Genomic DNA, 25,612 nt, shown 5'->3' with positions numbered 1-25,612 from the left:
CCGCGGCAGCACCACACGACGACTCAGGGTCAGAGAGGCGTGACACCATGCGGACGGTCTATCACCAGCGGCTAACCGAGTTGGCCGGACGATTGGGAGAGATGTGCAGCCTGGCCGGGATAGCGATGAAACGCGCAACGCAGGCTCTGCTCGAGGCCGACATTGGCGCCGCTGAACAAGTAATCCGTGACCATGAGCGGATCGTGGCGATGCGAGCCCAAGTCGAAAAGGAAGCGTTCGCGCTGCTGGCGTTGCAACATCCGGTGGCCGGCGAGCTGCGGGAAATCTTCAGTGCGGTGCAGATCATCGCCGACACCGAGCGCATGGGTGCGTTGGCTGTGCATATTGCCAAGATCACCCGACGCGAGTATCCGAACCAGGTGCTTCCTGAGGAAGTTCGCAACTGCTTCGCCGACATGGCGAAGGTGGCAATCGCGTTGGGTGACAGTGCAAGACAAGTGCTGGTGAACCGTGACCCGCAGGAAGCCGCGCAACTGCACGATCGTGACGACGCGATGGATGACCTGCATAGGCATTTGCTGAGCGTGCTGATAGATCGAGAATGGCGGCACGGCGTTCGCGTCGGTGTGGAAACGGCGTTGCTGGGTCGTTTCTTTGAGCGCTTCGCCGACCACGCTGTGGAAGTGGGCCGCCGCGTCATCTTCATGGTCACCGGGGTGCTACCGACCGAGGACGAGATTTCCACTTACTGAGAGGGTCTCGTGTGGCGTTGCGGCCAGAGGATCGTTTGCTTAGCGTGCACGACGTGCTGGGGCCGGTGCGGGTGCGACTGCTTGGCGGGTCGGTGTTAGCCGAGCTGACCGCACGGTTTGGCGTGGCGGCCCGTGCGAAGGTGCTGGCCGGGGAGGTGGTCGACGACGACGGTGCGGTGGTCGACAGTGGCACGGTGCTGCCGCCCGGTTCGGTTGTGCACCTGTATCGCGACCTGCCCGACGAGGTGCCGGTGCCCTTCGATGTCCCAGTGCTGCATCAAGACGCCGACATCGTCGTCGTCGACAAGCCACATTTCTTGGCGACCATGCCTCGGGGGCGACACGTCGCGCAGACCGCGCTGGTGCGGCTGCGTCGCGAACTGGGATTGCCCGAGCTGAGCCCGGCCCACCGGCTGGACCGGCTGACCGCCGGGGTGTTGTTGTTCACCACCCGACGCGAGGTGCGCGGCAGCTACCAGACGATGTTCGCCCGCGGTTTGGTGCGCAAGACCTATCTGGCTCGCGCACCCGTTGCCCCGGGTCTGGCCCTGCCGCGCCTGGTCCGCAGTCGCATCGTCAAGCGCCGGGGCCATCTGCAGGCGGTCTGTGAGCCCGGCGTTCCCAACGCGGAGACGCTGGTGGAGCGGATAGCGCGCGACGGTCTGTATCGGCTGACACCGACCACCGGGCGCACCCACCAGCTGCGAGTGCACATGGCGGCGCTGGGGATACCGATCATGGGTGACCCGTTGTACCCCAACGTGATATCCGTGGCCGCCCACGACTTCAGCACACCGCTGCAGTTGCTCGCGCAGCGCATCGAGTTCGACGATCCGCTGACCGGGTCGCACCGCGAGTTCGCCAGCACGCGCACGTTGACCGGTGCTACGTTGCCAACATGGTCAGCCGCGGCCGATTGCCGGCCGTGACACACATATCGGGAGTTTCGTGATGAGTGAAGACAACGCGCTGGTGCTCGTCGCCGGCTATCAGGACCTCGATTCGGCTCGTCACGATTTTCAAACCCTCGTCGATGCCGCCAAGGACAAAAGCATTCCGCTGCAGGGTGCGGTGCTGATCGGCAAGGACGCCGAGGGCAGTCCGGTTTTGGTCGACACCGGAAATCGGCTCGGCCGGCGCGGCGCCGCGTGGGGCGCCGGGGTGGGCCTGGCGATCGGCCTGTTCTCGCCGGCACTGTTGGCCTCGGCGGCGCTCGGCGCCGCGACCGGAGCATTGGCCGGCACCTTCGCCCACCATCGGATCAAGACCGGGCTGGCCGACAAGATCGGCCAAGCGCTGGCGGCGGGCCGAGCAGTGGTCATCGCCGTGACGGAGGCACAAGGCCGACTGGAAGCGGGGCAGGCGTTGGCTAGCTCTCCAATGAAATCGGTTGCGGAGCTGAGTCGTTCGACGTTGCGAAGCCTGGGTGCGGCGTTGCGAGAGGCGATGGGCAAGTTCAACCCAGACCGCACCCGGCTGCCGCTACCGCAGCGCCGCTTTGGTGGCGTGGTTGGCCGCACCATGGCAGAGTCGGTCGGCGACTGGTCGATTGTCCCCGGTCCCTTTCCGCCCGACGACGCACCGAATGTGCTGATCGTGTTGATCGATGACGCTGGGTTCGGCGGACCGGATACATTCGGCGGCGCGATCCGAACCCCGACGCTGTCCCGGCTAGCCCAGAATGGGTTGATCTACAACCGTTTTCATGTGACCGCGGTGTGCTCGCCGACCCGTGCGGCGCTGTTGACCGGGCGTAACCATCACCGGGTGGGCTTCGGGTCGGTCTGCGAGTTCCCCGGCCCGTACCCGGGGTATTCGGCGGTCAGGCCACGCAGTTGCGCAGCGCTGCCGCGTATTCTGCGCGACAACGGTTATGTGACTGGCGCTTTCGGCAAGTGGCATCTGACCCCGGACAATGTCCAGGGAGCCGCGGGGCCGTTCGACAACTGGCCGCTGGGTTGGGGATTCGACCATTTCTGGGGCTTCCCGAGCGGCGCCGCGGGTCAGTACGACCCGATCATCAGTCAGGACAACTCCGTCATAGGCATACCCGAGGGTTCTGGGGAAGACGGCCGTCCCTACTATTTCCCCGACGACCTCACCGACAAGGCTATCGAGTGGCTGCACACCGTGCGGGCCCAGAATGCCACCAAGCCGTGGATGCTGTACTACGCGACCGGCGCCACCCACGCGCCACACCACGTATTCAAGGAATGGGCCGACAAGTACCGAGGTGAGTTCGATGATGGCTGGGATGTGTACCGGCAGAAGACATTCGAACGGCAAAAGCGACTCGGGATCATTCCACCCGACGCCGAACTCACCGAGCGGCCCGACCTATTCCCCGCGTGGGACAGTATGTCGGAGGCGCAAAAACGGCTCTTTGCCCGCCAGATGGAGGTGTTCGCCGGGTTCTCGGAAAATGCGGACTGGAATGTTGGCCGGCTGCTGGACGCGATCGAGGATCTCGGCGAGTCCGACAACACGTTGGTGTTCTACATCTGGGGCGACAATGGCGCCAGCATGGAGGGCACCAACACCGGTTCGTTCAATGAGATGACGTTCCTTAACGGCCTGGATCTGGATGCCGAGCGGCAATTGGAGCTGATCGAACAATACGGCGGCATCGCCGCACTCGGCGACGAGTTCACCGCACCGCATTTCGCCAGCGCGTGGGCGCATGCGAGCAACACCCCGTTGCAGTGGGGCAAGCAGATGGCCAGCCACCTGGGCGGCACGCGCGATCCATTGGTGGTCGCTTGGCCGGCCCGGATCCGGCCAGACGGCCGTGTTCGTAGCCAGTTCACCCACTGCATCGACATCGCGCCGACCGTGTTGGCGGCCATCGGTTTACCGGAGCCGACCCATGTCGACGGCTTCGAGCAGGAACCGATGGACGGAACCAGTTTCGTGCGGACCTTCGACGACGCTGAAGCCGAAGACCGCCACACCGTGCAGTACTTCGAAAACTTCGGCAGCCGTGCCATCTACAAAGACGGCTGGTGGGCGTGCGCTCGCTTGGACAAGGCGCCCTGGGATCTGTCACCGGAGACGATGCGACGGTTCGCGCCGGGGACCTACGACCCGGACCAGGACGTCTGGGAGCTGTACTACCTACCAGATGACTTCTCCCAGGCGAAAAACCTGGCAGCCGAGCATCCCGACAAGGTCGCCGAGCTCACCCAGCTGTGGTGGCAGGAGGCCGAACGAAACCGGGTGCTGCCGCTGCTGGGCGGGCTCGCGGTAATGTTCGGCGACCTGCCGCCCCTGCCCACCACCGCACGGTTCAGTTTCAAAGGTGACGTGCAGAACATTCAGCGCGGCATGGTCCCCCGTATCTGCGGTCGTTCTTACGCGATCGAGGCACGGCTGCACATCCCCGACGGCGGCGCGCAGGGTGTGATCGTCGCCAACGCCGACTTCATGGGAGGGTTCGCGCTATGGGTCGACGAACAGCGGCACCTGCACCACACCTACTCCTTCCTGGGCGTCGAAACCTACCGGCAGGTGTCCAGCGAGCCGCTCCCCACCGGGGATGTCACGGTGCGGATGCTGTTCGATTCCCATCAACCCGTCGCCGCCTCCGGTGGTCGGGTGACGCTCTGGGCCGACGATCGGTTGATCGGAGAGGGTGAGCTGCCCCAGACGGTGCCGCTGGCCTTTACCTCCTATGCCGGCATGGACATCGGCCGCGACAACGGCCTGGTCGTTGACCGCGGCTATGAGGACAAGGCGCCCTATGCGTTCACCGGGACCGTCACCGAGGTCATCTTCGACCTCAAGCCCGTACATCCCGAAGCCGCCAGGGCGTTGCACGAGCACGCATCGGTCCAAGCGGTGGGACAGGGCGCCGCGGGCTGAGCGCTCGCGATCGGTACCTTGACGAGATGCCGTGGGCGCGAATGCTGTCGCTTATCGTTCTCATGGTTTGCCTGGCCGGGTGTGGCGGTGATCAGCTACTGGCCAGGCATGCCAGTTCGGTAGCGACGTTCCAGTTCGGGGGCTTGACCCGCAGTTATCGCTTGCACGTGCCGCCCGCTGAGCCCTCCGGGTTGGTGATCAGCCTGCACGGTGGTGGCGGCACCGGAGCCGGACAGGAGGCTCTCACCGATTTCGACGCTGTTGCCGACGCCGCCGACTTGTTGGTTGTCTATCCTGACGGCTACGACAAAAGCTGGGCCGACGGGAGGGGGGCGTCGCCGGCGGATCGCCGTCATCTCGACGACGTTGGGTTCTTGGTCGCGCTGGCCGCAAAGCTGGTGCACGACTTCGACATCGCTCCCGGGCACGTCTTCGCCACCGGCATGTCCAACGGTGGCTTCATGTCCAACCGGCTGGCGTGTGACCGTGCCGATATCTTCGCCGCGGTCGCGCCGGTGGCGGGCACGCTGGGTGTGGGTGTGACATGTAATCCGTCGCGGCCGGTGTCGGTGCTCGAAGCACACGGCACCGCCGACCCGCTGGTGCCGTTCAACGGCGGGGCGGTGCGTGGTCGCGGCGGGCTCAGCCATTCCATCTCGGTTGCGAGCTTGGTGGATCGCTGGCGGGCGGTCGATGGGTGTCAGGGCGATCCGTCGGCGGCGGAGCTGCCTGACGTCGGGGACGGAACAATGGTGCACCTTTTCGATTCCAGCTCATGTGCGGCCGGCACCGAGGTGATCTCCTACCAGATCGACAATGGCGGACATACCTGGCCGGGTGGCAGGCAATATCTGCCCAAGGCGGTCATCGGGGCGACCACGCGCGCGTTCGACGGGTCGCAAGTCATTGCCCAGTTCTTCGCTACCCACGGCCGCGACTAGGTGCTGGCTTTGATCGCCCGGTTCAGCGCTGGCAGGCCGGGCACCAATACCGCACCCGCTCGTCGGTAGTGTCGTAGGCGATGAGCGTGCCGCAGCGGCGGCAACCCTGCCCGGCCCGCCCGTAGACCCACAGTCGCCGGCCGGCCCGGGTATCGCCAGTGGTGCACCGATTCCAGCGGAAGCGGTTGACCCACAGCATGTCTCGGGCGCGGGTGACCAGGCGGCGCGGGTCGGCGACCGCGCTCACCGGGGCCGTCGGCAATACTCCGCTGACGAAGCACAGTTCGTTGCAATACACGTTGCCGATCCCGGCGAGCACCCGCTGGTCGAGCAGTGCCTCGGCGATGGGCCGGTCCGGGGCAACGATCAGGTTGGCGGCTGCACGCTGCGGGTCCCAATCGTCGGCCAGCAGATCAGGTCCTAGGTGTGCGACGACGGCGCCGTCGTTGTGCCGGTCGATGACCTCCAACAGGCCTAGGTCGACGCCGACCACCCGGATGGCCTGTTCTTGCTGGTTGGCTTCCAAAATGATTCGCGCCCGATGATCCACCCGCACCGGCCTGTTGCCGACCCGCCAGCTGCCGTCCATCTGCAGATGCGAATGAATGCTGGCTGTCCCGGTTCGGATGAACAGGTGCTTGCCCCGACTGATCACCTCGTCCACTACCTCGCCGGTGAGGTCGACGGCGGCAAACCGTGGCACTCGGATGTCGCAACGTGTCAACGTGCGACCGGCCAGATGCCGCCGCAACGTGGCCGCGGTGTGCCAGACGGTGTCGCCCTCGGGCATGGCTTACCGCCGCCGCAGACCGCGAGGTGTGCGGACGAAGCCGGCTGCCAGCAGCGCCGTCAGTGCCGCCGACGCCCGCCCGCCGGGCTGCAGCACCGGCATGCCGTCGGCCCGCTCGACCAGAATCGACGCGACGCGCCCGGCGGTGACCAGGTCGGCCAGCCCGATGGCCGCCGCGTGGTTGGCCTCGGGATCATCGGTGAACGTCAGCAACGACCGCCCGCCGCGCTCGAGGAACCAGGCCAACTCGCCGTCCACCAGAACGACCAGTGCGCCGGCTTTGCGGCCCGGCCGGGCGGTACCGTCAGCGCTCGACGCTGGCCAGGGCAACGCCGCCCCATACGGGTTGGCCGGGTCGGCAGCGGCCAGCACCACCGCGTGGTAGTCCGGCTGTTCGGGGTCGACACCGTCGAGGTAGCTACGCAGCCGGTCTACGGTCGAGGCGACGGCGAACTGAGCGCCCCCCAACGACTCGATGAAGTAGCCACGCTGGCACCTGCCGGCATCCTCGAACGCACTGAGCACCTTGTAGAGCGTCGCGAACCCGCCCGCCACACCCTCGGCAGCAACTGCGTCTTTGGTCAACACGCCGTGGCGGTTCAACAGCAGCTCGGCTTGGTAATGGGCGCGCAGCGTGGAGTCCGGTTCGGGAAGCGGCAGCGCGGACCACCGCCCGGCGACGGTCGGGTCAGCGTTGCGGGCCTGGGCGTGCGTGAGGCGGTATCGGCTCAGGCGCGGCGGTCGATGCCCGCCGTGTGCGGGAGCAGCACGCTTCCGGGTGCCCGCCCCGCCGAGTACCGCGCGTACCGGTGCGAACGTGTCGCCGGTCACTCGTCCGGCCCAAATCAATTCCCACAGAGCGGCTTTGAGTTCCGCCTCGGTCAGGCCGTCGTGGGTCAACTGGCGGAAGAAGTACGCGCCGCCAGTGCCCAGGCTGGCTAAGATCGCCCGGTGGGCGTCGGTGAAGTCGATCTCGGCCGGCTCCGCCAGCGTCATGGGCGCCGAGTCGGCGGGGTGCAGGGCGATCCAGCCGTCACTGCCTGAGATCGACCCGGCGCCCGACCAGGTGACGTCCCCGCTCGCGAGCAGCTCGTCGAGCATCGCCGGCGAGTAATCGCGGATCCGTGGGGCAAGCACCAGCGGTTCGATCGCCGAGGCCGGTATCCGGACGCCGGCGAGCTGATCGATGACCGCGGCCAGCCCGTCGATGCCCGAGTTGCCCGCGGAAACGTGCTGCCAGGCCGGCAGGAAGCGTCCGTAGGCGGCGGTGCTGACCGGCTCTGCCTGCGCCCTCAGTGCGGCCAGCGAGCGGCGCCGCAGAATTCGCAACACCTCGGCGTCACACCACTGCTCGCCGCCGGCGGATCCTTTGGCCGCGGCCACGAATTCGCCGCGCACCAGCCGGCCATCGCTGGCCAGCCGGCCCAGCACGTCGGCGGTCACCCGCAGCCCAAGACCGAACCGGGCTGCGGCCGCAGCGGTGGTGAACGGTGTGTGGGTGCGTGCGTAGCGGCCCAGTAGTTCGCCCAGCGGGTCGGCTACCGCCTCGGTGAAGCTGGCCGGCAGCCCCACCGGAACCGCCGCGCCAACGCCGTCGCGCAGCCGGCCCATGTCCTCGACGGCAACCCACCAGCTGCGGCCGGCGAAGGACACCACGAGCGCGCGTTTGGCGGCGCGTAAGCCGTCCAGCCAGCCGCTGACCTCGGGCGCGCCCGCCCGGGCAGCGATCTCGTCTTCGGTGAGCGGACCCAGCAGCCGCAGCAGATCGGCAACCCCTTCGGCGTCACGGGCTACCCGGTCGGCCGCCAGATGCTGGAGCTGGCGGCTGGTAGCGGCGATGACGTCAGGATCGAGCAGCTCGCGCAGCTCCACCCGGCCTAGCAGCTCGGCCAGCAACGTGCCGTCCAGCGCGAGCGCGGCGGCGCGCCGTTCGGCCAGCGGCGTATCGCCCTCGTACATGAAGGCGCCGACGTAGCCGAACAACAGCGATGCCGCAAATGGCGAAGGTTTGGCGGTCTCGGCTTCGGCGACACGCACCCGCCGCTGGGCGATCCGCGCCATCAGCTCGACCAAGATCGGGACGTCATAGACGTCCTGCAGGCACTCGCGGACCGTCTCCAGCACAATCGGGAAGTCGGGGTATTTGCGGGCCACTTCCAACAGCCGGGCGGCGCGCTGCCGCTGCTGCCACAGCGGCGAGCGGCGGCCGGGGTGCCGGCGGGGCAGCAGCAGAGCGCGGGCCGCCGATTCCCGGAACCGTGACGCGAACAGCGCCGAACCGGCCACTTCGGTGGTGACGATCGGGTCGATCTCGTCGGCGTCGAAAACGAACAGTTCGGCACCCGGCGGGCTGTCTTCGCCAGCGGACACGGTGTCCGGTAGGCGCACCACTATGCCGTTGTCGGAGGCGGTCGGCTTCTCGTCGATGCCATAGCGGTCGCGCAGCCGCCGGCCGACTGCGAGCGCGAGCGGTCCGTGCACCCGCAGCCCATACGGCGAATGCAAGATCACCCGCCAATCGCCCAGCTCGTCACGAAACCGCTCGACCAACAATGTGCTGTCGGTGGGTACCACTGCGGTAGCGGTGCGTTGGTCGTCCAGCAGTCGCCACAGGTTGTCGGTGGCATAGTCGTCGAAACCCAAACCCGCACAACGTGTGCCGAATGCCGTACGGTCCAGGGCGGCCAGCTCGCCGGTGAGGGCGCCGAGTGCGGCGCCGAGCTCGGCGGGGCGGCCGGCATCGTCTCCGCGCCAGAACGGCAATCGGGCCGGCTGGCCCGGCGCGGGGATCACCAGCACCCGGTCGTGGGTGATCTCGGTGATTCGCCAGCTGGTGGCACCCAGCGAGATCACGTCACCGGGGCGGGACTCGTAAACCATTTCCTCGTCGAGTTCGCCTACCCGCGACGGCCGCTCGGTAGCGAGGTAGACGGCGAACAACCCGCGATCGGGAATGGCGCCGCCGGAGGTGACGGCCAGTCGCTGGGCTCCGGGTCGCGCGGTCAGCGTGCCGGTATCGCGGTCATACACCAGCCGCGGCCGCAGCTCAGCGAACTCGGTGGATGGGTACTTGCCGGACAGCAGGTCCAGGGTGGCCTCGAACAGGCTACGCGGCAGGGTCGCGAACGGGGCGGCCCGCCGCACGGTGTCGAACCACGCGTCGGCATCCAACGGTTCCAGCGCAGCCGCCGCCACCGTGTGCTGGGCCAGAATGTCGAGTGGGTTGGCCGGCACCCGCATGGTCTCGATCTCACCGGCAAGCATGCGCTGCACGCTGACCGCGCAGCCGAGTAGGTCGGTGCGATGCTTGGGAAACAGCACCCCCCGCGAAATCTCGCCGACCTGATGACCGGCCCGGCCAATGCGCTGCAGCCCGCTGGCCACCGATGGTGGTGCCTGTACTTGGATCACCAGATCGACCGCGCCCATGTCGATGCCCAGCTCCAGGCTGGACGTCGCCACCACCGCTTTGAGTTGCCCGCGTTTGAGGTCCTCTTCGACAACGGCGCGCTGCTCCTTGCTGATCGAGCCATGGTGGGCGCGGGCCAGCACCGGCGGCGCTCCGAACGTCTGGCCCGAGCCCATGATGTGCGCCGGGGCGCCGCCGGCAACCTGCTGGTTGGTGTCTGGCGCGAGCTCAATCCCGCAGCGCGCGGCGTGAATTTCGTTGAGCCGTGCGGTAAGTCGCTCGGCCAATCGTCGCGAATTGGCGAACACGATGGTCGAGTTGTGTGATTCGATCAGGTCGACCAGCCGAGCCTCCACATCCGGCCAGATGGTGTTGTCGGTCAAGTTGGCCATGTCGGGCACCGGCACCTGCACGGACAGCTCAACGGTCTTGGCGGCCGGGGGCGCCACAATGGTCGTCGGGGACTGTCCGGACAGGAACCTTGCGAGTTCCTCGGGAGGACGTACGGTCGCCGACAGCCCGATGCGCTGCGCCCGTCGCCGGCTAGACAGGTCGTCGAGCCGTTCTAGGGATAGTGCCAGGTGTGCGCCGCGCTTGGTGGCGGCGATGGCATGAATTTCGTCGATGATGACGGTCTGCACACCGGTCAGAGTTTGGCGTGCGGCCGAAGTGAGCATCAAAAACAATGACTCCGGGGTGGTGATCAGCACGTCGGGCGGCTGGCTGACGAGCTGGCGGCGAAGTGCGGGCGGGGTGTCGCCCGAACGGACGCCCACCCTGATCTGGGGCGCGGGCAGACCCTGGCGTTCGGCGAGTCGGGTCAGTCCGGCCAGCGGAGTGCGCAGGTTGCGCTCGACGTCGACGGCCAACGCTTTGAGCGGCGACACATACAGCACGCGGGTGGCCGCCGGCCGCTCGGACATAGGTTCCGAACCGGCCAAGCTATCCAGGGCCCACAGGAACGCCGCCAGGGTCTTCCCGGATCCGGTGGGAGCGATGACCAGCGTGTTGTCGCCGTCTGCGATGGCCGCCCAGGCGCTGGCCTGGGCGGCGGTGGGCGCGGCGAAAGTGCTGGTGAACCAGTCTCGGGTGAGCGCGCTGAATCGGCTCAGTGCTGAAGGCTGCGCGAACCTCACCTAGCCATCGTGCCAACAGGCACCGACAAAAACCGCCTACCGCTCACATTCGCGCGGTTGCCATCGCGTCAGCCAGTTCGGCAGGGATCTGCGGCAGCCGGGAGATGGCGTCCAGCAGCGCGTGTGCGCAAGCATCGGCGAGCCGTTCAGCGTCGGTCGACGGGTCCATGATCCGCTGACGACACAGCTCGAAGGTGAACGCCAGCCAGCCGTGGATGATCACCCGCAGGTCGCGCTCGACCTCTGGGTCCAGGGTGTTATCGCGGTCAATCCCGCTCACGACCTCGGCGATGCGGGACATGATGTGTTCCATCTGGCGGTTCTTGGCTTCGTCGTCGATACCGAGCAGAACCGGGTCCGATCGGCCGAGGCCGACGTAGGCGGCCCACGCCGCCTCGGGGTTTTGTTGGTGGTAGGCCATATAGGCCAGCACGCCGGTTCGTATCTCTTCGAACATCGTCATCCCAGGGGCGGGCGCCTTGTTGGTCGCCGCGTACAGCCGGTCGGCCTCGTCCTTGACGACCGCGGCGAAGAACGCCCGCTTGTCCGGGAAGTAGTGATACATCAGTGCCCGCGACACCCCAGCGCGCTCGGCGATCTCATCGATGCGAACCTCGTCGTAAGGCCGCTTCCCAAAGACCTCCGCCCCCAGAGCGAGCAGTTCAGCGCGGCGGTCCTGCGGGGATAACCGCCTTCTGGCTGTCGCCATGTGACAGATATTACTCACGTAGACCACACGTTCGGCTAGGCGAGCAGGTGGTGGTGGTTCTTTCGGTGGGGTGGGTCTGCCCCGACGTCCCTGCTGCGACACCACCGGCTCCGCCAGATATCGCGAATCGGTGAGGAGATATCCGCGAATTGGCGAAGATAGTGCCGCGTATCGGCGACGGCTTTGTCGCGAATCGGCGAAAGCTAGGAACGTCGACCGCGTCGTCAAACGTGACGCGGCCGACGTCTCCAATCTCCAACGCATCGCCGACCTGCCGCGCCTCATCCGACTTCTAGCCGCACGCAGCGCGTCCGAACTTAACCTGAGCTCCCTAGCTACCGACGCCGAAATCCCCGTACGTACCCTGCCGCCGTACCTCGACCTCCTCGAGACCCTGTATCTCATCGACCGCATACCCGCGTGGTCGACCAACCTTTCCAAGCGGGTCGTCGATAGACCGAAAGTCCTCCTTCTCGACTCCGGACTGGCCGCTCGCCTCGTCAATGTCTCGCCTACCGGAGCCGGTCCACATGCCAACCCCAACGCGGCCGGAGCCATCATCGAAACTTTCGTGATCGCAGAACTCCGGCGACAACTCGGATGGTCGCAACAGGCACCTCGACTGTTCCACTACCGCGATCGAGACGGCGCCGAAGTAGACCTCATACTGGAAACCGCAGACGGCCTCATTGCCGCGATCGAAATCAAGTCGGCGGCAACCCTCCGTGGTAGAGACACCCGCTCGATCAGCAGACTCCGCGACAAAGTCGGCGCACGCTTCGCCGGCGGCGTGATCCTGCACACCGGCCCACAAGCCCAGCCATTCGGCGACCGCCTCGCCGCCGTCCCCATCGACATCCTCTGGTCGCCGTCGGGGTAGCTTGGGGATTCGCAACGGGCACTGAATGAAATGGATGAATTCCACCCCGCCCAACCCCAAGCGCGCGTCGATGATGCCCAGACGCACCCACGGGCATGGTTACCCGAACTTCACGCCCTGCGCCAGCGGCAGCTCGCTCGAGTAGTTGACGGTGTTGGTGGCCCGGCGCATGTAGGCCTTCCACGCGTCGGACCCGGACTCGCGGCCGCCGCCGGTCTGCTTCTCGCCGCCGAAGGCACCACCGATCTCCGCTCCCGACGTCCCGATGTTGACGTTGGCGATACCGCAGTCGGACTGGTCGAGGAAGTGCTCGGCCTCACGCAGGTCGGTCGTGAAGATCGACGACGAAAGCCCTTGTGGTACCGCGTTGTTGAGGGCTATCGCCTCGTCGAGGTCGTCGTAGGTGAGCACGTACAGGATTGGTGCGAACGTTTCGGTCGCCACGATGGCGGTCTGGGACGGCATTCGGACCACAGCGGGCGCGACATAGTAGGCGCCCGGTGAGCCCACCTCGCGACGATCACCGCCGATGACCTCGCCGCCGTCGGTGCGTGCCCGCTCGAGCGCTGCCACCATGTCGCGGTAGGCGGCCTCGTGGATGAGTGGGCCTACCAGCGTGTCCGGGGCCGACGGGTCACCGATCGCCAGCTGGCGATAGGCGCCGACGACGCGTGCCACCACATCGTCAGCCACCGAGCGGTGCACGATCAGCCGGCGCAGGCTGGTGCAGCGCTGACCTGCGGTGCCGGCCGCGGCGAACACGATGCCGCGCACCGCCAGCTCCAGGTCGGCCGACGGCGCCACAATGGCCGCGTTGTTGCCGCCCAACTCCAGCAGCACCCGCCCGAAGCGCCGGGCGACGCGTGGACCGACCTGCTGGCCCATCCGCACCGAACCCGTCGCCGACAACAACGCAACCCGCGGGTCGTCGACGAGTTGCGCACCACGCTCGGCGCCGCCCAACAGCAGGCCGCCCACCGCGGCCGGCGCGCCGACATCAGCGGCGGCCCGACTGAGCAGCGCCTGGCAGGCCAGCGCCGTCAACGGCGTCAGCTCCGAGGGTTTCCACACCACCGTGTCGCCGCAGACCAGTGCCACCGCGGTGTTCCACGCCCAGACCGCGACCGGGAAGTTGAACGCGGTGATCACGCCCACCACTCCCAGCGGATGCCAGGTTTCCAGGAGCCGGTGCCCAGCGCGCTCTGACGCGATGGTGCGGCCGTAGAGCTGGCGTGACAGACCCACCGAGAACTGGCAGACGTCGATCATTTCCTGCACTTCGCCGCGCGCCTCGGCGGTGATCTTGCCTACTTCGACTGTGACCAGTGTCGCGAGGTCCTGCTGGTGTGCGGTGAGCAGCTCGCCGAGCCGGGCCACGAGCGCGCCGCGCACCGGGGCCGGCGTGCTTCGCCATGCCGTAAATGTTGCGGCCGCCGCGGCGATCGCGTGGTCGGCCTGCTCCGGGGTGGTCGGTGCGATGCTGAACAGCACGTCGCCGGTGATCGGTGTGCTCGCGGGCAGGCTGTGTTCGCCCGGCTCGCCAAGGGCGGCGGTTACGCCGATCGCTTGGCAGGCTTCGAGCACCTGGGCTCGTAACGCGTCAGTGGTTATCAGCGCCGCTCCTCCTGGGCGAGCGCGTCATAGAGCGCATACGGGTCGTGAATGTGTCGGCCGATTGCCCCGGCCAACCAATCGACGTTGTAGCCGGCATCGTCGGGTCCGTCACCGGTTTGCGAGTCGCGATCCAGGTTGGAGCGGAAGATGCCCGCGGCCGAAGCGGGCAGGAAGTCTTCGTAGACGATCGGCGCTGACGGGTCACCACCTCGGTAGTAGGCCAAGCCTTGAGCGGCCATCTCCGCATCCGTCGAGGGAAAGTGAGTGGCCCAGACCGCGGCCGGATCTGCGGCCGCCATCGCGGCTTCGTAGCGTTCGCGCCCTCGCGGGGTCAGCGCGACACCGCGCGCCTCGACCTCACCGAACCGCACCCGCAGGATTCCCGGCGTCACGGTACCGTCCTCGTCGCGAAACATGCGTGGTTCGGCCAGCGCGCGAAATGAGGTTTGCCGCAACAACACATCGGGTCCGTCGGTGCGGGGAGGGCCTTGGATGGTGTCGATCATGGTGATGCCGCGCTCGGTCATCCGACGGTACAGATCGTCTATGTCGAGCACCCGAGGCGTCAGATGGTTGATGTGTGTGGAGCCGACTCCAGCGATATCAGCGGCCACCGCCGACACCCTGGACAACTCGTCGTACCAGGATTTCTCGACCGGTTCCCGCGACAGCGCAAACGCGGCCACCGCCGCGGCGACGAAAGCCGGTGCGTCGTCGGCATCGCAGCCGCCGTCAGCCGCGATTGCCCGCGCCTGGGCGAGCAACGCGGGGTCAAAGAGTTGCCGGCGCGCGAGGAAGGTCTGCACTCGGGTGCGTAGGTCGGCATCGAAGTACCGCCGATCCTCGATGGCCAGCATCGAGGTGAACACCCGAAACGGGTTGTGTGCCAGCTCGTTCGCATCGATTGGGCGAAATGCGGTGGACACCACTGGAATTGGTGACTCAGCGGTGCGCAGATCGTAGTAGCCGACCGGCAGCATCCCGAACGCGGCGAACAGGTCGGCGACCGCAGCGAGTTCGGCCGGGTTGCCCACTCGGATGGCGCCGTGGCGCTCGGCGGTGACGCGCTGAAGCGACCCCAGCCGCTCGGCTCGCCGATGCCGGGTCAGGTAATCGGAGTTGACTTGTGCGCATACCTCGACCAGCGTGCCGTAGGCGGGCACCTCAGCGGCGTACATGGCTGACAACCCGGCGGCGAAGCGCGCGCGCAGCTGGCCAGTCTGCAGTCTTTTCGAGCGGCTCATGCGGCACTGCCGTTGCGATAGTCTCCGGCCATGAACGAGGCGCTCGACGATATCGATCGGATCCTGGTGCGCGAACTGGCCGCCGACGGACGTGCGACGCTGTCAGAGTTGGCCACGCGAGCCGGGCTGTCGGTCTCGGCGGTCCAATCGCGAGTGCGCCGGCTGGAGTCTCGTGGTGTGGTCCAGGGATATTCGGCGCGAATCAATCCCGAGGCGGTTGGGCATTTGTTGTCGGCGTTCGTGGCTATCACTCCTCTTGATCCGTCTCAACCAGATGATGCCCCCGCGCGCCTAGAACATATCGAGGAGGTCGAGTCCTGTTACTCGGTGGCCGGCGAAGAGAGCTACGTCTTGCTGGTGCGCGTCGCGTCCGCACGGGCGCTCGAGGACCTGTTGCAACGGATCCGGACAACGGCGAACGTGCGGACGCGAAGCACGATCATTCTGAACACTTTTTACAGCGATAGGCAGCATATACCATAATTTTTCCAGCATAAATATCAATATTCCGTAAATCCTGCTATCATAGCGTCATGGCCGCCGTCGTGAAGTCCGTCGCTCTTGCCGGTAGACCAACAACACCAGACCGGGTTCATGAGGTGCTAGGGCGCAGCATGCTGGTCGACGGTCTGGACATAGTGCTCGATCTGACCCGTTCGGGCGGTTCATATCTGGTCGACGCTATAACGGGTCGGCGCTACCTGGACATGTTCACATTCGTTGCCTCCTCGGCACTGGGTATGAATCCCCCGGCGCTGGTGGACGACCGGGAGTTCCATGCCGAACTCATGCAGGCCGCGCTGAACAAGCCCAGCAATTCCGACGTGTACTCGGTGGCGATGGCCCGCTTCGTCGAGACCTTCGCCCGTGTCTTGGGCGACCCGGCGCTGCCGCATCTGTTCTTCGTCGAAGGGGGCGCCCTGGCGGTGGAGAACGCGCTCAAAGCCGCGTTCGACTGGAAGAGTCGGCACAACCAAGCCCATGGGATCGACCCGGCGCTGGGCACTCAAGTGCTCCACCTGCGCGGGGCATTTCACGGCCGCAGCGGCTATACCCTGTCGCTGACCAACACCAAGCCGACCATTACCGCCCGGTTCCCGAAATTCGACTGGCCACGCATCGATGCGCCGTACATGCGGCCCGGCCTGGATGAGCCCGCTATGGCCGCGCTAGAGGCCGAGGCGCTACGCCAGGCCCGCGCGGCATTCGAGACCCGCCCGCACGACATCGCGTGTTTTGTGGCCGAACCCATCCAGGGCGAGGGTGGCGACCGCCATTTCCGCCCGGAGTTTTTCGCTGCGATGCGCGAGCTGTGCGACGAGTTTGATGCACTGCTGATCTTCGACGAAGTACAGACCGGCTGCGGGTTGACCGGAACCGCCTGGGCATACCAGCAGTTGGATGTCGCACCCGACATCGTGGCGTTCGGCAAGAAGACGCAGGTATGCGGAGTGATGGCCGGTCGGCGGGTGGACGAGGTCGCCGACAATGTGTTCGCGGTCCCATCACGGCTCAACTCGACATGGGGTGGCAATCTTACCGACATGGTGCGCGCCCGCCGCATCTTGGAGGTCATCGAAGCCGAGGGCCTGTTCGAGCGGGCGGTGCAGCACGGTAAGTATCTGCGCGCCCGGCTTGACGAACTCGCCGCGGACTTCCCGGCAGTGGTTCTCGATCCGCGCGGCCGCGGGCTGATGTGTGCGTTTAGCCTGCCGACCACCGCCGACCGTGACGAGTTGATCCGCCAGCTGTGGCAACGTGCGGTGATTGTGTTGCCGGCCGGTGCAGACACCGTGCGATTCCGTCCACCGCTGACGGTTTCAACCGCCGAGATCGACGCCGCGATAGCCGCGGTGCGCAGCGCGTTACCGGTGGTGACGTAAGGCAGCCGCCAAGAGCGGGATGGAGATTCGCCGATGCACGAAGTAGGTGGGCCGTCACGCGGCGATCGGCTAGGCCGGGATGACAGCGAGGTGCACTCGGCGATTCGGTTTGCTGTTGTGGCCGCTGTCGTCGGGGTCGGTTTCCTCATTATGGGAGCGTTGTTGGTCAGCACGTGCAGCGGCGTCGACACCGCGGCCTGCGGCCCGCCCCAGCGGATCCTGCTGGCGCTGGGGGGCCCGCTGATCCTGTGTGCGGCCGGGCTGTGGGCGTTTCTGCGCACCTACCGGGTATGGCGTGCGGAAGGTACCTGGTGGGGATGGCACGGCGCCGGCTGGTTTTTGTTGACGCTGATGGTGCTGACGCTCTGCATAGGCGTCCCACCGATCGCCGGCCCGGTCATGGCGCCGTGAGCCGTCGGCCAGGTCGGCCGCGGTCAACAAATAAATGGGTCAGATCCCTCCACAACCCGTTCGACGAGTTCTACCGTTGATGGTAGTGCCTGGTAATGGGCAGAAATGGCGGAATAGGACGGAAACGGAGGAGGCCATGGGCGACACCTATCGTGACCCCGTCGACCACTTGCGGACGACGCGGCCGCTTGCCGGCGAGTCGCTGATCGACGTGGTGCATTGGCCTGGGTATCTGTTGATTGTGGCCGGTGTCGTCGGCGGCGTCGGAGCTCTTGCGGCTTTCGGCACCGGACATCACGCCGAGGGCATGACCTTTGGTGTGGTGGCGATTGTCGTCACAGTGGTTGGTTTGGCGTGGCTAGCGTTCGAGCATCGGCGGATACGCAAGATTGCCGATCGCTGGTATACCGAACATCCCGAAGTCCGGCGGCAGCGGCTGGCCGGCTAGACATCCTAGTGCGGCTGGAAATCCCGGCATCGCGGGGTTTCACCGGCAGCTGCGAATGGGTATCACGGGTACACCATGATGAATCCCGACCATGTTGCGTTAGATCCCCACTACCAGCAGGTCCGACCATGACCGACCAGCTCGAAGACCAGACCCAAGGCGGGAGTACTGTCGATCGAAGCTTGCCGGGAGGGTGCATGGCCGACTCGGATTTACCCACCAAGGGGCGCCAACGCGGTGTCCGCGCCGTCGAGCTGAACGTTGCTGCCCGCCTGGAGAACCTGGCGCTGCTGCGCACCCTGGTCGGCGCCATCGGCACCTTCGAGGACCTGGATTTCGACGCCGTGGCCGACCTGAGGTTGGCGGTGGACGAGGTGTGCACCCGGTTGATTCGCTCGGCCTTGCCGGATGCCACCCTGCGCCTGGTGGTCGATCCGCGAAAAGACGAAGTTGTGGTGGAGGCTTCTGCTGCCTGCGACACCCACGACGTGGTGGCACCGGGCAGCTTTAGCTGGCATGTCCTGACCGCGCTGGCCGACGACGTCCAGACCTTCCACGACGGTCGCCAGCCCGATGTAGCCGGCAGTGTCTTCGGCATCACGTTGACCGCCCGACGGGCGGCATCCAGCAGGTGACGGCGCGCGCTGCCGGCGGTTCTGCATCGCGAGCTAACGAATACGCCGACGTTCCGGAGATGTTTCGCGAGCTGGTTGGTTTGCCTGCCGGCTCACCGGAATTCCAGCGGCACCGGGACAAGATCGTTCAGCGGTGCTTGCCGCTGGCCGATCACATCGCGCGGCGGTTCGAGGGTCGCGGCGAACCGCGTGACGACCTTATTCAGGTCGCGCGGGTCGGGCTGGTCAACGCCGCGGTTCGCTTCGACGTGAAGACCGGGTCGGACTTCGTCTCCTTCGCGGTTCCTACCATCATGGGCGAGGTCCGACGACACTTCCGCGACAACAGCTGGTCGGTCAAGGTTCCCCGGCGTCTCAAGGAACTGCATCTGCGGCTAGGTACCGCCACCGCCGATTTGTCGCAGCGGCTCGGGCGGGCGCCGTCGGCATCGGAGCTCGCCGCGGAGCTCGGGATGGACCGCGCTGAGGTTATCGAAGGTTTGCTGGCGGGTAGTTCCTACCACACCTTGTCCATCGACAGCGGTGGCGGCAGCGACGACGATGCCCGCGCAATCACAGACACCCTGGGCGACGTGGATGCGGGTCTTGACCAGATCGAGAATCGGGAGGTGCTTCGTCCGTTGCTCGAGGCGTTGCCCGAGCGGGAACGAACGGTCTTGGTGCTCAGGTTCTTCGACTCGATGACCCAAACGCAGATCGCCGAGCGCGTCGGTATCTCACAGATGCACGTGTCGCGGCTGCTGGCCAAGTCATTGGCACGGCTACGGGATCAGTTGGAGTAGCCGCCGGGCTTACTTGATCTCGGCGAGCACCGTGCCCTGGGTGATGGCCGCGCCCGCCTCGACCGCCAGCCCGGTGATGGTGCCATCCTTATGCGCGGTGACCGGGTTTTCCATCTTCATCGCCTCGAGGACCACCACTAGGTCGCCGGCCACGACCTCTTGCCCTTCTTCGACCGCGAACTTAACTACGGTGCCCTGCATAGGCGCGGTCACCGCGTCACCGGAGGCCGCCGCGCCGGTGTGCGCACCCCGCTTGCGCGGCTTGGGCTTGCGCCGGATGACACCGACCGGGTCGCAACCGCCGCCATTGGACAGCGCGAGATCAGCCGGCAGCGAGACTTCGACGCGGCGACCGTCGATTTCGACGACCACCTTCTGACGCGGCCGGGCGTCCTCGTCGAGAGGTTCGCCGTCGGTAAAGGGCTCGATGGTGTTATTCCACTCGGTCTCGATCCAGCGGGTATGTACCGAAAAGCCGTTCGCGTCGCCGATGAATGCCGGGTCGGACACCACGGCGCGGTGAAACGGGATGACCGTCGCCAGGCCTTCGACACCGAACTCGTTCAGCGCGCGCCGGGCCCGCGCCAGCGCCTCGGCGCGGTCGGCACCGTGCACGATCAGCTTGGCCAGCATCGAGTCGAACTGGCCGCCGATCACCGAGCCGGTCTCGACACCGGAGTCCACCCGCACACCGGGGCCGGACGGCGGGTGGAACTTTGTCACCGGCCCGGGCGCCGGTAGGAAGTTACGCCCCGCGTCCTCGCCGTTGATCCGGAATTCGATGGCGTGCCCGCGCGGGGTGGGATCCTCGGTGATGTCCAGCTTTTCGCCGTTGGCGATCCGGAATTGCTGCAGCACCAAGTCGATGCCCGCGGTTTCCTCGGTGACCGGGTGTTCTACCTGAAGGCGCGTGTTGACCTCCAAGAACGAGATCAAGCCGTCCTGACCGACCAGGTATTCGACGGTGCCGGCGCCGTGGTAATGGGCCTCTTTGCAAATCCGTTTGGCCGAGTCGTGGATCTCTTTGCGTTGAAAGTCGGTCAGGAACGGTGCGGGCGCCTCCTCGACCAGCTTCTGGTAGCGGCGCTGCAGCGAGCAGTCCCGGGTGCCGGCGACGACGACGTTGCCGTGCTGGTCGGCGATCACCTGTGCTTCGACGTGGCGCGGCTTGTCGAGATAGCGCTCCACGTAGCACTCACCGCGGCCGAACGCGGCCGTGGCCTCGCGCACCGCCGACTCGTACAGCTCCGGAATCTCGTCGATGGTGCGGGCCACCTTCATGCCCTTGCCGCCGCCGCCGTGGGCGGCCTTGATCGCGATCGGCAGGCCGTACTCCTCGGCGAATGCCACCACCTCGTCGGCGCCTTTGACCGGATCGGGGGTACCCGGCACCAGGGGCGCCTGAGCGCGGGCCGCGATGTGACGGGCCGTGACCTTGTCGCCCAGGTCGCGGATCGACTGCGGGCTGGGGCCGATCCAGATCAGGCCGGCGTCGATCACCGCCTGGGCGAAGTCGGCATTTTCCGCTAGGAAGCCGTAGCCGGGGTGGATGGCGTTGGCCCCGGACTTGGCTGCCGCGTCGAGGATCTTGGCGAAGTCCAGATAGGACTCCGCCGAGGTCTGGCCGCCCAGCGCGAACGCCTCGTCGGCCAGCCGAACATGCGGGGACTCGGCGTCGGGTTCGGCGTACACCGCCACGCTGGGCAGGCCGGCGTCGCGGGCCGCCCGGATCACCCGCACTGCGATCTCGCCGCGATTGGCGACGAGAACCTTAGAGATCCGAGCGATCCTCGAGCCGGCGTGACTAGCCACTGCGCCTCCTGTCGGGCTGATTCTTCGTCTCTAAGAGATTTTCTTACAAGTCTTGTCGGGGGAAGTTTAAGCGTCGCGCCGCTGACCCGCTCACGCGGTTCCTCGATTCAGTCCGCTTCGCGCAGCCGGCGCTTGATCCGGGCCAGCATCGCCGACATTCCCCGCAACCGCAGTGGGCTGATCAAGGCAGCCAGACCCAGCTCGGTGTAGAAATCCTCGGGCACCGCCAAGATGTCGGCGGCCGGTTGCTCGTCTAGGCCGGCGGCCAGGATCGAGGCGAACCCGCGCGTGGTTGGCGCTTCGGCCGGCGCGCTGAAATGCAGGCGCACCCGGTTGGGGTCACTCGCGTCGACGTGCAAAAACAGCGGAGACTGGCACTCGGGGACCGGCTCCATAGCGGACTCGGCCAGGTGCGACGGAAGCGCCGGCAGCTCGTTGGCGAATTCCAGCAACAGCCTCAGCTTGTCTTGACCCTGGACTTCGGCGAAGTCGGATACCACCTCTGCTAGCGGCGCGGGCAGGCTCGCGGGCGCGGTCATACGACGGGTACCACTCCTGGTTCTTCGCCCGCGACGATCGGCACTCGCACGGCGTTGCCCCACTCGGTCCACGAGCCGTCGTAGTTCCGTACATCTGCCTTGCCCAGCAGGTGTGTGAGCACGAACCAGGTATGGCTGGAGCGTTCACCGATGCGGCAATAGACGACGGTTTGGTCGTCCGGGTTTATGAAGTCATAGAGCCGTTCCAATTCCTCGCGGCTGCGAAACCGTCCACTTTCGTCGGCGGCCTTCCCCCACGGAATGTGCACCGCCGTGGGGATGTGACCGGCCCGCAGCGCCCCTTCCTCGGGGTAATCGGGCATATGGGTGCGCTTGCCGGTGTACTCCTCGGGAGAGCGTACGTCGATCAGCGGCTGAGCGCCCAGGATGGCCAGCACGTCGTCTCTGAATGCGCGGATGGGTGCATCGTTGCGCTGCACGACGGGATAACCGGTGCAGGTCTTGGTCGGGACGTCCAAGGTGGTTTCCCGGCGCTCGGCGAGCCAGAGGTCACGGCCGCCGTTGAGGAGTCGCACGTCGGCGTGACCGAACAGCGTGAACACCCACAACGCATAGGCGGCCCACCAATTGCTCTTGTCGCCATAGATCACCACGGTGTCATCGCGGGCGATGCCCTTGCGGTCCATCAATTCGGCGAACTGCTCGCCGTTGATGTAGTCGCGCACCCGTGGGTCGTTGAGGTCGGTGTGCCAGTCGATCTTGACGGCGCCGGGAATATGGCCGACGTCGTAGAGCAAGACGTCCTCGTCGGATTCGACGATCGCCAGGCCCGGCGCGCCCATGTGTGCCGACAACCAGTCGGCGGTCACGAGCCGTTCGGGATGGGCGTAGGCCGACAAGGTGGGGCTAGGGTCTGCGGGAAGCGGCACATCATCGAGCCTACCGCTGGCGACCTGGCCCAGTCCGAAGCTACTGCTGCTTGTGCGCTGGGCCGCCCGCATTTCCTGCCCACAGTGCGGCGACGGACAGCCCGCATCGCTGCACGAGCGACCGCAGCAACGGCAGGCTCAAGCCGATCACATTCGACGGATTGCCCTGCACGCCGTCGATGAACCAGCCGCCCAGACCGTCCAGGGTGAATCCACCCGCGACCCGCAGCGACTCCCCACTGGCCAGGTAAGCCTCCAGATCGGAGGCCGAAGGTGTTCCGAAATATACTGTGGTTATTGCTGTTTCAGCAGCACGGTACACGGTTTTGTTGTCCTGCAACCGGATAACACCGTGGCCCGTATAGAGTTGGCCGGCCCGGCCCGCCATCGACCGCCACTGCTCGCGCGCCTCGTCGATTGACGCTGGCTTGCCGAGTAGCCTGCCTTCGATGTAGAGCATCGAATCACAGGCAACGACAACGCAATCCGCGGCCACAATGCGTTGCGTTCCGGTCAGCGTGGTCGCGACCTGCGCGGCCTTTGCCGCGGCCAGTACGCACACCACATCGCTCGGGACCGCGTCCGGCCCCAGCGCCGCGATGACGACATCCTCGTCGACGTGCGAGGCGATGACCAGCGGCTCAATGCCGGCATCACGAAGGACTTTGAGCCGGCCAGGGGAGGCGGACCCGAGCACCAGCCGGGTCATCGGCGCATGTGCGTCATTTCTTGCAGTGTGATGCGCTGCCAACTGAAGACGGGGTACCGCAACTGGTCGACCGGCAGCCCCCACCGGGTGGGCTCGGGTTGCGCGGGCGGGGTTGAACCGCTGATACTGCCCAGCACCGCGATCAACGCGGCCAGCTCCTGATCGGTGGGTTGTCCCCGCAGTATCTCGATGTGGGGCTCGTGCGGATGCAGCGGCTTCTCGGTCACAGGGGCCGGATTGTTCGTCTCGTTCCCGTCACTCACTTCGTTCGTTCCGCTCACTCGACTCACAGGGGCCGGATTGTTCGTCTCGTTCCCGTCACTCACTTCGTTCGTTCCGCTCACTCGACTCACAGGGGCCGGATTGTTCGTCTCGTTCCCGTCACTCACTTCTGCCGGATTGTTCGTCTCGTTCCCGTCACTCACTTCTGCCGGATTGTTCGTCTCGTTCCCGTCACTCACTTCGTTCGTTCCGCTCACTCGACTCACAGGTTCGTTCCGCTCACTCGACTCACAGGGGCACGTTCCCATGCTTTTTGGGCGGCAGCTGCGCGATCTTGCGTTCCAGCAGCCGCAGCGCGGTCCCGATGTAGCCGCGAGTATGCGACGGCGGGATCACCGCGTCGACGTATCCGCGTTCGGCGGCCACGTACGGGTTGACCAGTGTGTCCTCGTACTCCTGCTGGAGCCGCAGCCGCAGCTTGTCGATGTCCTCGCCGTTGGCGGCGGCCTCGGCCAGCTGCTGGCGGTACACGAAGCCCACTGCGCCGGAGGCGCCCATCACCGCGATCTGCGCGGTCGGCCACGCCAGGTTGACGTCGCAGCCCATGTCTTTGGAGCCCATAACGCAGTACGCACCGCCGTAGGCCTTGCGGGTGATGACCGTGATCTTTGGCACGGTGGCCTCGCCGTAGGCGTAGAGCAGCTTGGCGCCGCGCCGGATGATGCCGTTGTATTCCTGGTCGGTGCCCGGCAGGAAGCCCGGGACGTCCACCAGCATGACGATGGGGATATTGAAGCAGTCGCAGGTCCGCACAAACCGGGCCGCTTTCTCCGAGGCGTTGATATCCAGGCAGCCGGCGAAGTGTGTCGGCTGGTTGGCGACAATGCCGACTGGCCGGCCGTCGATGCGCCCGAACCCCACCACGATGTTTTGGGCGTAACCGGCCTGTATCTCCAGGAATTCGTCGTCGAGGAGCCGGGTGATCACCTCGTGCATGTCATAGGGCTGGTTGGGCGAGTCCGGGATCAGCGTATCCAATTCGAGGTCCTCGTCGGTGAGGTTCTCCTCGATGGGCCCTGTCGGGGCTGCGGCTTGGTATCGGGGCGCGTCGGTGGAGTTGTTGGGCGGCAGGTAGCTCAGCAGCTCGCGAACGTAGTCGAAGGCGTCCTGTTCGCCCGATGCGGCGTAGTGTGCCGTACCCGACTTGGCCATGTGGGTGTGGGCGCCGCCGAGTTCTTCCATGGTGACTTCCTCGCCGGTGACGGTCTTGATGACGTCGGGCCCGGTGATGAACATCTGGCTGGTCTGATCGACCATGATCACGAAGTCGGTCAGGGCGGGGGAGTAGACGTGCCCACCGGCGGCGGCTCCCATGATCAACGAGATTTGCGGGATGACGCCGGAGGCCAGGATGTTGTTGCGAAAGATACGGCTGTACAGGCCCAGCGAGACGACACCTTCCTGGATGCGCGCGCCAGCACCGTCGTTGATGCCGATGAGCGGACGGCCGGTCTTGATCGCCAGTTCCTGGACCTTGACGATTTTCTCGCCGTACACCTCGCCAAGGCTGCCGCCAAACACCGTGGCGTCCTGGCTGAAGATGCACACGTCGCGCCCGTCGATGGTGCCGTAGCCGGTGACCACGCCGTCGCCGAGCGGGCGTTTTTCACCGAGATTGAAGTTGGTGCTGCGGTGTTTGGCCAGCGCGTCCAGCTCGACGAACGAATCCTCATCCAGCAACGCGTAGATACGCTCGCGAGCCGTCAGCTTGCCCTTGGCGTGTACTTTTTCGACGGCATCCTCACCGACGGGGTGCAGCGACTCTTCCCTGCGTTTGTGCAGCTCCGCCAGCTTGCCCGCGGTGGTGTGGATGTCGATGGTGTGCTCGGTGGACCGCTCTGCGGAATGAGCCGAGCGGTCGGTAACGCTTGTCATGGGAGTCGATGTTATCGGCTGCCGCACACTACTTCCTTAGGCTGGGGCG

General features: G+C 66.2%; 22 protein-coding genes. 11 read left to right on the top strand and 11 right to left on the bottom strand.

The features are described 5' to 3' along the window. Window positions 1-47: 47 nt before the first annotated feature. Genes phoY1 through lpqC form a run of 4 tightly spaced genes read left to right on the top strand, consistent with a single transcriptional unit; the run spans window position 48 to window position 5,515 of the window. Complete coding sequence (gene phoY1 / locus Rv3301c; protein NP_217818.1) at window positions 48-713, top strand: phosphate transport system transcriptional regulator PhoY; 666 nt, start codon at window positions 48-50, stop codon at window positions 711-713. Window positions 714-724: 11 nt separating this feature from the next. Beyond that, window positions 725-1,642 carry a hypothetical protein gene (locus Rv3300c; protein NP_217817.1) on the top strand — a complete coding sequence of 306 codons (918 nt, stop codon included), beginning with the start codon at window positions 725-727 and terminating at the stop codon, window positions 1,640-1,642. A 19-nt stretch (window positions 1,643-1,661) separates the two neighbouring features. Next, window positions 1,662-4,574 carry an arylsulfatase AtsB gene (gene atsB / locus Rv3299c; RefSeq protein ID NP_217816.1) on the top strand — a complete coding sequence of 971 codons (2,913 nt, stop codon included), beginning with the start codon at window positions 1,662-1,664 and terminating at the stop codon, window positions 4,572-4,574. Window positions 4,575-4,600: 26 nt separating this feature from the next. After that, window positions 4,601-5,515 carry an esterase LpqC gene (gene lpqC, locus Rv3298c; protein ID NP_217815.1) on the top strand — a complete coding sequence of 305 codons (915 nt, stop codon included), beginning with the start codon at window positions 4,601-4,603 and terminating at the stop codon, window positions 5,513-5,515. A gap of 22 nt (window positions 5,516-5,537) precedes the next feature. On the opposite strand, the gene nei is transcribed toward lpqC, so the two are convergent. From nei to Rv3295, 3 genes are read right to left on the bottom strand one after another with little or no spacing between them, the layout of a single operon-like run. Next, window positions 5,538-6,305, bottom strand: coding sequence for an endonuclease VIII (gene nei / locus Rv3297; protein NP_217814.1), 768 nt, complete (start codon window positions 6,303-6,305; stop codon window positions 5,538-5,540). A gap of 3 nt (window positions 6,306-6,308) precedes the next feature. After that, window positions 6,309-10,850: an ATP-dependent helicase gene (lhr, locus tag Rv3296; protein ID NP_217813.1), complete on the bottom strand. Its 4,542-nt coding sequence runs from the start codon at window positions 10,848-10,850 to the stop codon at window positions 6,309-6,311. 43 nt (window positions 10,851-10,893) lie between these two features. After that, window positions 10,894-11,559 (bottom strand): TetR family transcriptional regulator, encoded by a 666-nt coding sequence (locus Rv3295; protein NP_217812.1) that lies wholly within the window; start codon window positions 11,557-11,559, stop codon window positions 10,894-10,896. A 70-nt stretch (window positions 11,560-11,629) separates the two neighbouring features. Between Rv3295 and Rv3294c the strand changes: the two genes are divergently transcribed. Continuing rightward, window positions 11,630-12,439 (top strand): hypothetical protein, encoded by an 810-nt coding sequence (locus tag Rv3294c; RefSeq protein YP_177954.1) that lies wholly within the window; start codon window positions 11,630-11,632, stop codon window positions 12,437-12,439. A gap of 99 nt (window positions 12,440-12,538) precedes the next feature. Here the strand turns inward: Rv3294c and pcd are convergent, their stop codons facing one another. After that, on the bottom strand, window positions 12,539-14,023 hold the full coding sequence (gene pcd / locus Rv3293; protein ID YP_177953.1) for a piperideine-6-carboxylic acid dehydrogenase: 1,485 nt from the start codon (window positions 14,021-14,023) through the stop codon (window positions 12,539-12,541). A gap of 26 nt (window positions 14,024-14,049) precedes the next feature. Then, complete coding sequence (locus Rv3292; RefSeq protein ID NP_217809.1) at window positions 14,050-15,297, bottom strand: hypothetical protein; 1,248 nt, start codon at window positions 15,295-15,297, stop codon at window positions 14,050-14,052. Window positions 15,298-15,327: 30 nt separating this feature from the next. Between Rv3292 and lrpA the strand changes: the two genes are divergently transcribed. The 6 genes from lrpA to sigF all read left to right on the top strand — a co-directional run bounded on the left by lrpA (window position 15,328) and on the right by sigF (window position 19,456). Then, window positions 15,328-15,780 (top strand): transcriptional regulator LrpA, encoded by a 453-nt coding sequence (lrpA, locus tag Rv3291c; RefSeq protein NP_217808.1) that lies wholly within the window; start codon window positions 15,328-15,330, stop codon window positions 15,778-15,780. 50 nt (window positions 15,781-15,830) lie between these two features. Further along, window positions 15,831-17,180, top strand: coding sequence for an L-lysine-epsilon aminotransferase (gene lat, locus Rv3290c; RefSeq protein NP_217807.1), 1,350 nt, complete (start codon window positions 15,831-15,833; stop codon window positions 17,178-17,180). Window positions 17,181-17,213: 33 nt separating this feature from the next. After that, window positions 17,214-17,591, top strand: a complete 378-nt coding sequence (locus tag Rv3289c) for a transmembrane protein (RefSeq protein NP_217806.1) — start codon at window positions 17,214-17,216, stop codon at window positions 17,589-17,591. A 34-nt stretch (window positions 17,592-17,625) separates the two neighbouring features. Continuing rightward, window positions 17,626-18,039 carry a hypothetical protein gene (gene usfY / locus Rv3288c; RefSeq protein NP_217805.1) on the top strand — a complete coding sequence of 138 codons (414 nt, stop codon included), beginning with the start codon at window positions 17,626-17,628 and terminating at the stop codon, window positions 18,037-18,039. A gap of 197 nt (window positions 18,040-18,236) precedes the next feature. Further along, a complete protein-coding gene (gene rsbW, locus Rv3287c; RefSeq protein ID NP_217804.4) occupies window positions 18,237-18,674 on the top strand; it encodes an anti-sigma factor RsbW in 438 nt (145 codons plus the stop codon). After that, entirely contained in the window at window positions 18,671-19,456 is a 786-nt protein-coding gene (sigF, locus tag Rv3286c; RefSeq protein ID NP_217803.1) for an RNA polymerase sigma factor SigF, read from the top strand. The genes rsbW and sigF overlap by 4 nt, the downstream gene beginning before the upstream one ends. Before the next feature lie 9 nt (window positions 19,457-19,465). Here the strand turns inward: sigF and accA3 are convergent, their stop codons facing one another. The 6 genes from accA3 to accD5 form a co-directional block, all read right to left on the bottom strand. Then, entirely contained in the window at window positions 19,466-21,268 is a 1,803-nt protein-coding gene (gene accA3 / locus Rv3285; protein ID NP_217802.1) for a bifunctional protein acetyl-/propionyl-CoA carboxylase subunit alpha AccA, read from the bottom strand. A gap of 107 nt (window positions 21,269-21,375) precedes the next feature. Next, window positions 21,376-21,807 carry a hypothetical protein gene (locus tag Rv3284; protein ID NP_217801.1) on the bottom strand — a complete coding sequence of 144 codons (432 nt, stop codon included), beginning with the start codon at window positions 21,805-21,807 and terminating at the stop codon, window positions 21,376-21,378. Then, window positions 21,804-22,697 (bottom strand): thiosulfate sulfurtransferase SseA, encoded by an 894-nt coding sequence (sseA, locus tag Rv3283; protein NP_217800.1) that lies wholly within the window; start codon window positions 22,695-22,697, stop codon window positions 21,804-21,806. Before sseA ends, Rv3284 begins: the two co-directional genes overlap by 4 nt. Before the next feature lie 40 nt (window positions 22,698-22,737). Then, complete coding sequence (locus Rv3282) at window positions 22,738-23,406, bottom strand: hypothetical protein (protein NP_217799.1); 669 nt, start codon at window positions 23,404-23,406, stop codon at window positions 22,738-22,740. Continuing rightward, window positions 23,403-23,936, bottom strand: coding sequence for a bifunctional protein acetyl-/propionyl-CoAcarboxylase subunit epsilon AccE (gene accE5 / locus Rv3281; protein ID NP_217798.1), 534 nt, complete (start codon window positions 23,934-23,936; stop codon window positions 23,403-23,405). The genes Rv3282 and accE5 overlap by 4 nt, the downstream gene beginning before the upstream one ends. Beyond that, window positions 23,917-25,563, bottom strand: coding sequence for a propionyl-CoA carboxylase subunit beta (accD5, locus tag Rv3280; RefSeq protein ID NP_217797.1), 1,647 nt, complete (start codon window positions 25,561-25,563; stop codon window positions 23,917-23,919). The genes accE5 and accD5 overlap by 20 nt, the downstream gene beginning before the upstream one ends. Between the last annotated feature and the right edge of the window lie 49 nt (window positions 25,564-25,612).

The organism is Mycobacterium tuberculosis H37Rv (assembly GCF_000195955.2).
In the GTDB taxonomy this organism is placed as follows: domain Bacteria; phylum Actinomycetota; class Actinomycetes; order Mycobacteriales; family Mycobacteriaceae; genus Mycobacterium; species Mycobacterium tuberculosis.
This window is presented reverse-complemented; position numbering and strand designations above follow the sequence as displayed.

Excerpts from the sequence above, each read along its gene's own strand:
- lpqC (NP_217815.1), top strand. The coding sequence starts at position 4,601 with ATGCCGTGGGCGCGAATGCTGTCGCTTATCGTTCTCATGGTTTGCCTG.
- Rv3295 (NP_217812.1), bottom strand. The coding sequence starts at position 11,559 with ATGGCGACAGCCAGAAGGCGGTTATCCCCGCAGGACCGCCGCGCTGAA.
- usfY (NP_217805.1), top strand. The coding sequence starts at position 17,626 with ATGGGTCAGATCCCTCCACAACCCGTTCGACGAGTTCTACCGTTGATG.
- accE5 (NP_217798.1), bottom strand. The coding sequence starts at position 23,936 with ATGGGAACGTGCCCCTGTGAGTCGAGTGAGCGGAACGAACCTGTGAGT.
- Rv3289c (NP_217806.1), top strand. The coding sequence starts at position 17,214 with ATGCACGAAGTAGGTGGGCCGTCACGCGGCGATCGGCTAGGCCGGGAT.
- accD5 (NP_217797.1), bottom strand. The coding sequence starts at position 25,563 with ATGACAAGCGTTACCGACCGCTCGGCTCATTCCGCAGAGCGGTCCACC.
- nei (NP_217814.1), bottom strand. The coding sequence starts at position 6,305 with ATGCCCGAGGGCGACACCGTCTGGCACACCGCGGCCACGTTGCGGCGG.
- Rv3284 (NP_217801.1), bottom strand. The coding sequence starts at position 21,807 with ATGACCGCGCCCGCGAGCCTGCCCGCGCCGCTAGCAGAGGTGGTATCC.
- rsbW (NP_217804.4), top strand. The coding sequence starts at position 18,237 with ATGGCCGACTCGGATTTACCCACCAAGGGGCGCCAACGCGGTGTCCGC.
- lat (NP_217807.1), top strand. The coding sequence starts at position 15,831 with ATGGCCGCCGTCGTGAAGTCCGTCGCTCTTGCCGGTAGACCAACAACA.
- Rv3292 (NP_217809.1), bottom strand. The coding sequence starts at position 15,297 with ATGAGCCGCTCGAAAAGACTGCAGACTGGCCAGCTGCGCGCGCGCTTC.
- phoY1 (NP_217818.1), top strand. The coding sequence starts at position 48 with ATGCGGACGGTCTATCACCAGCGGCTAACCGAGTTGGCCGGACGATTG.
- Rv3282 (NP_217799.1), bottom strand. The coding sequence starts at position 23,406 with ATGACCCGGCTGGTGCTCGGGTCCGCCTCCCCTGGCCGGCTCAAAGTC.
- lrpA (NP_217808.1), top strand. The coding sequence starts at position 15,328 with ATGAACGAGGCGCTCGACGATATCGATCGGATCCTGGTGCGCGAACTG.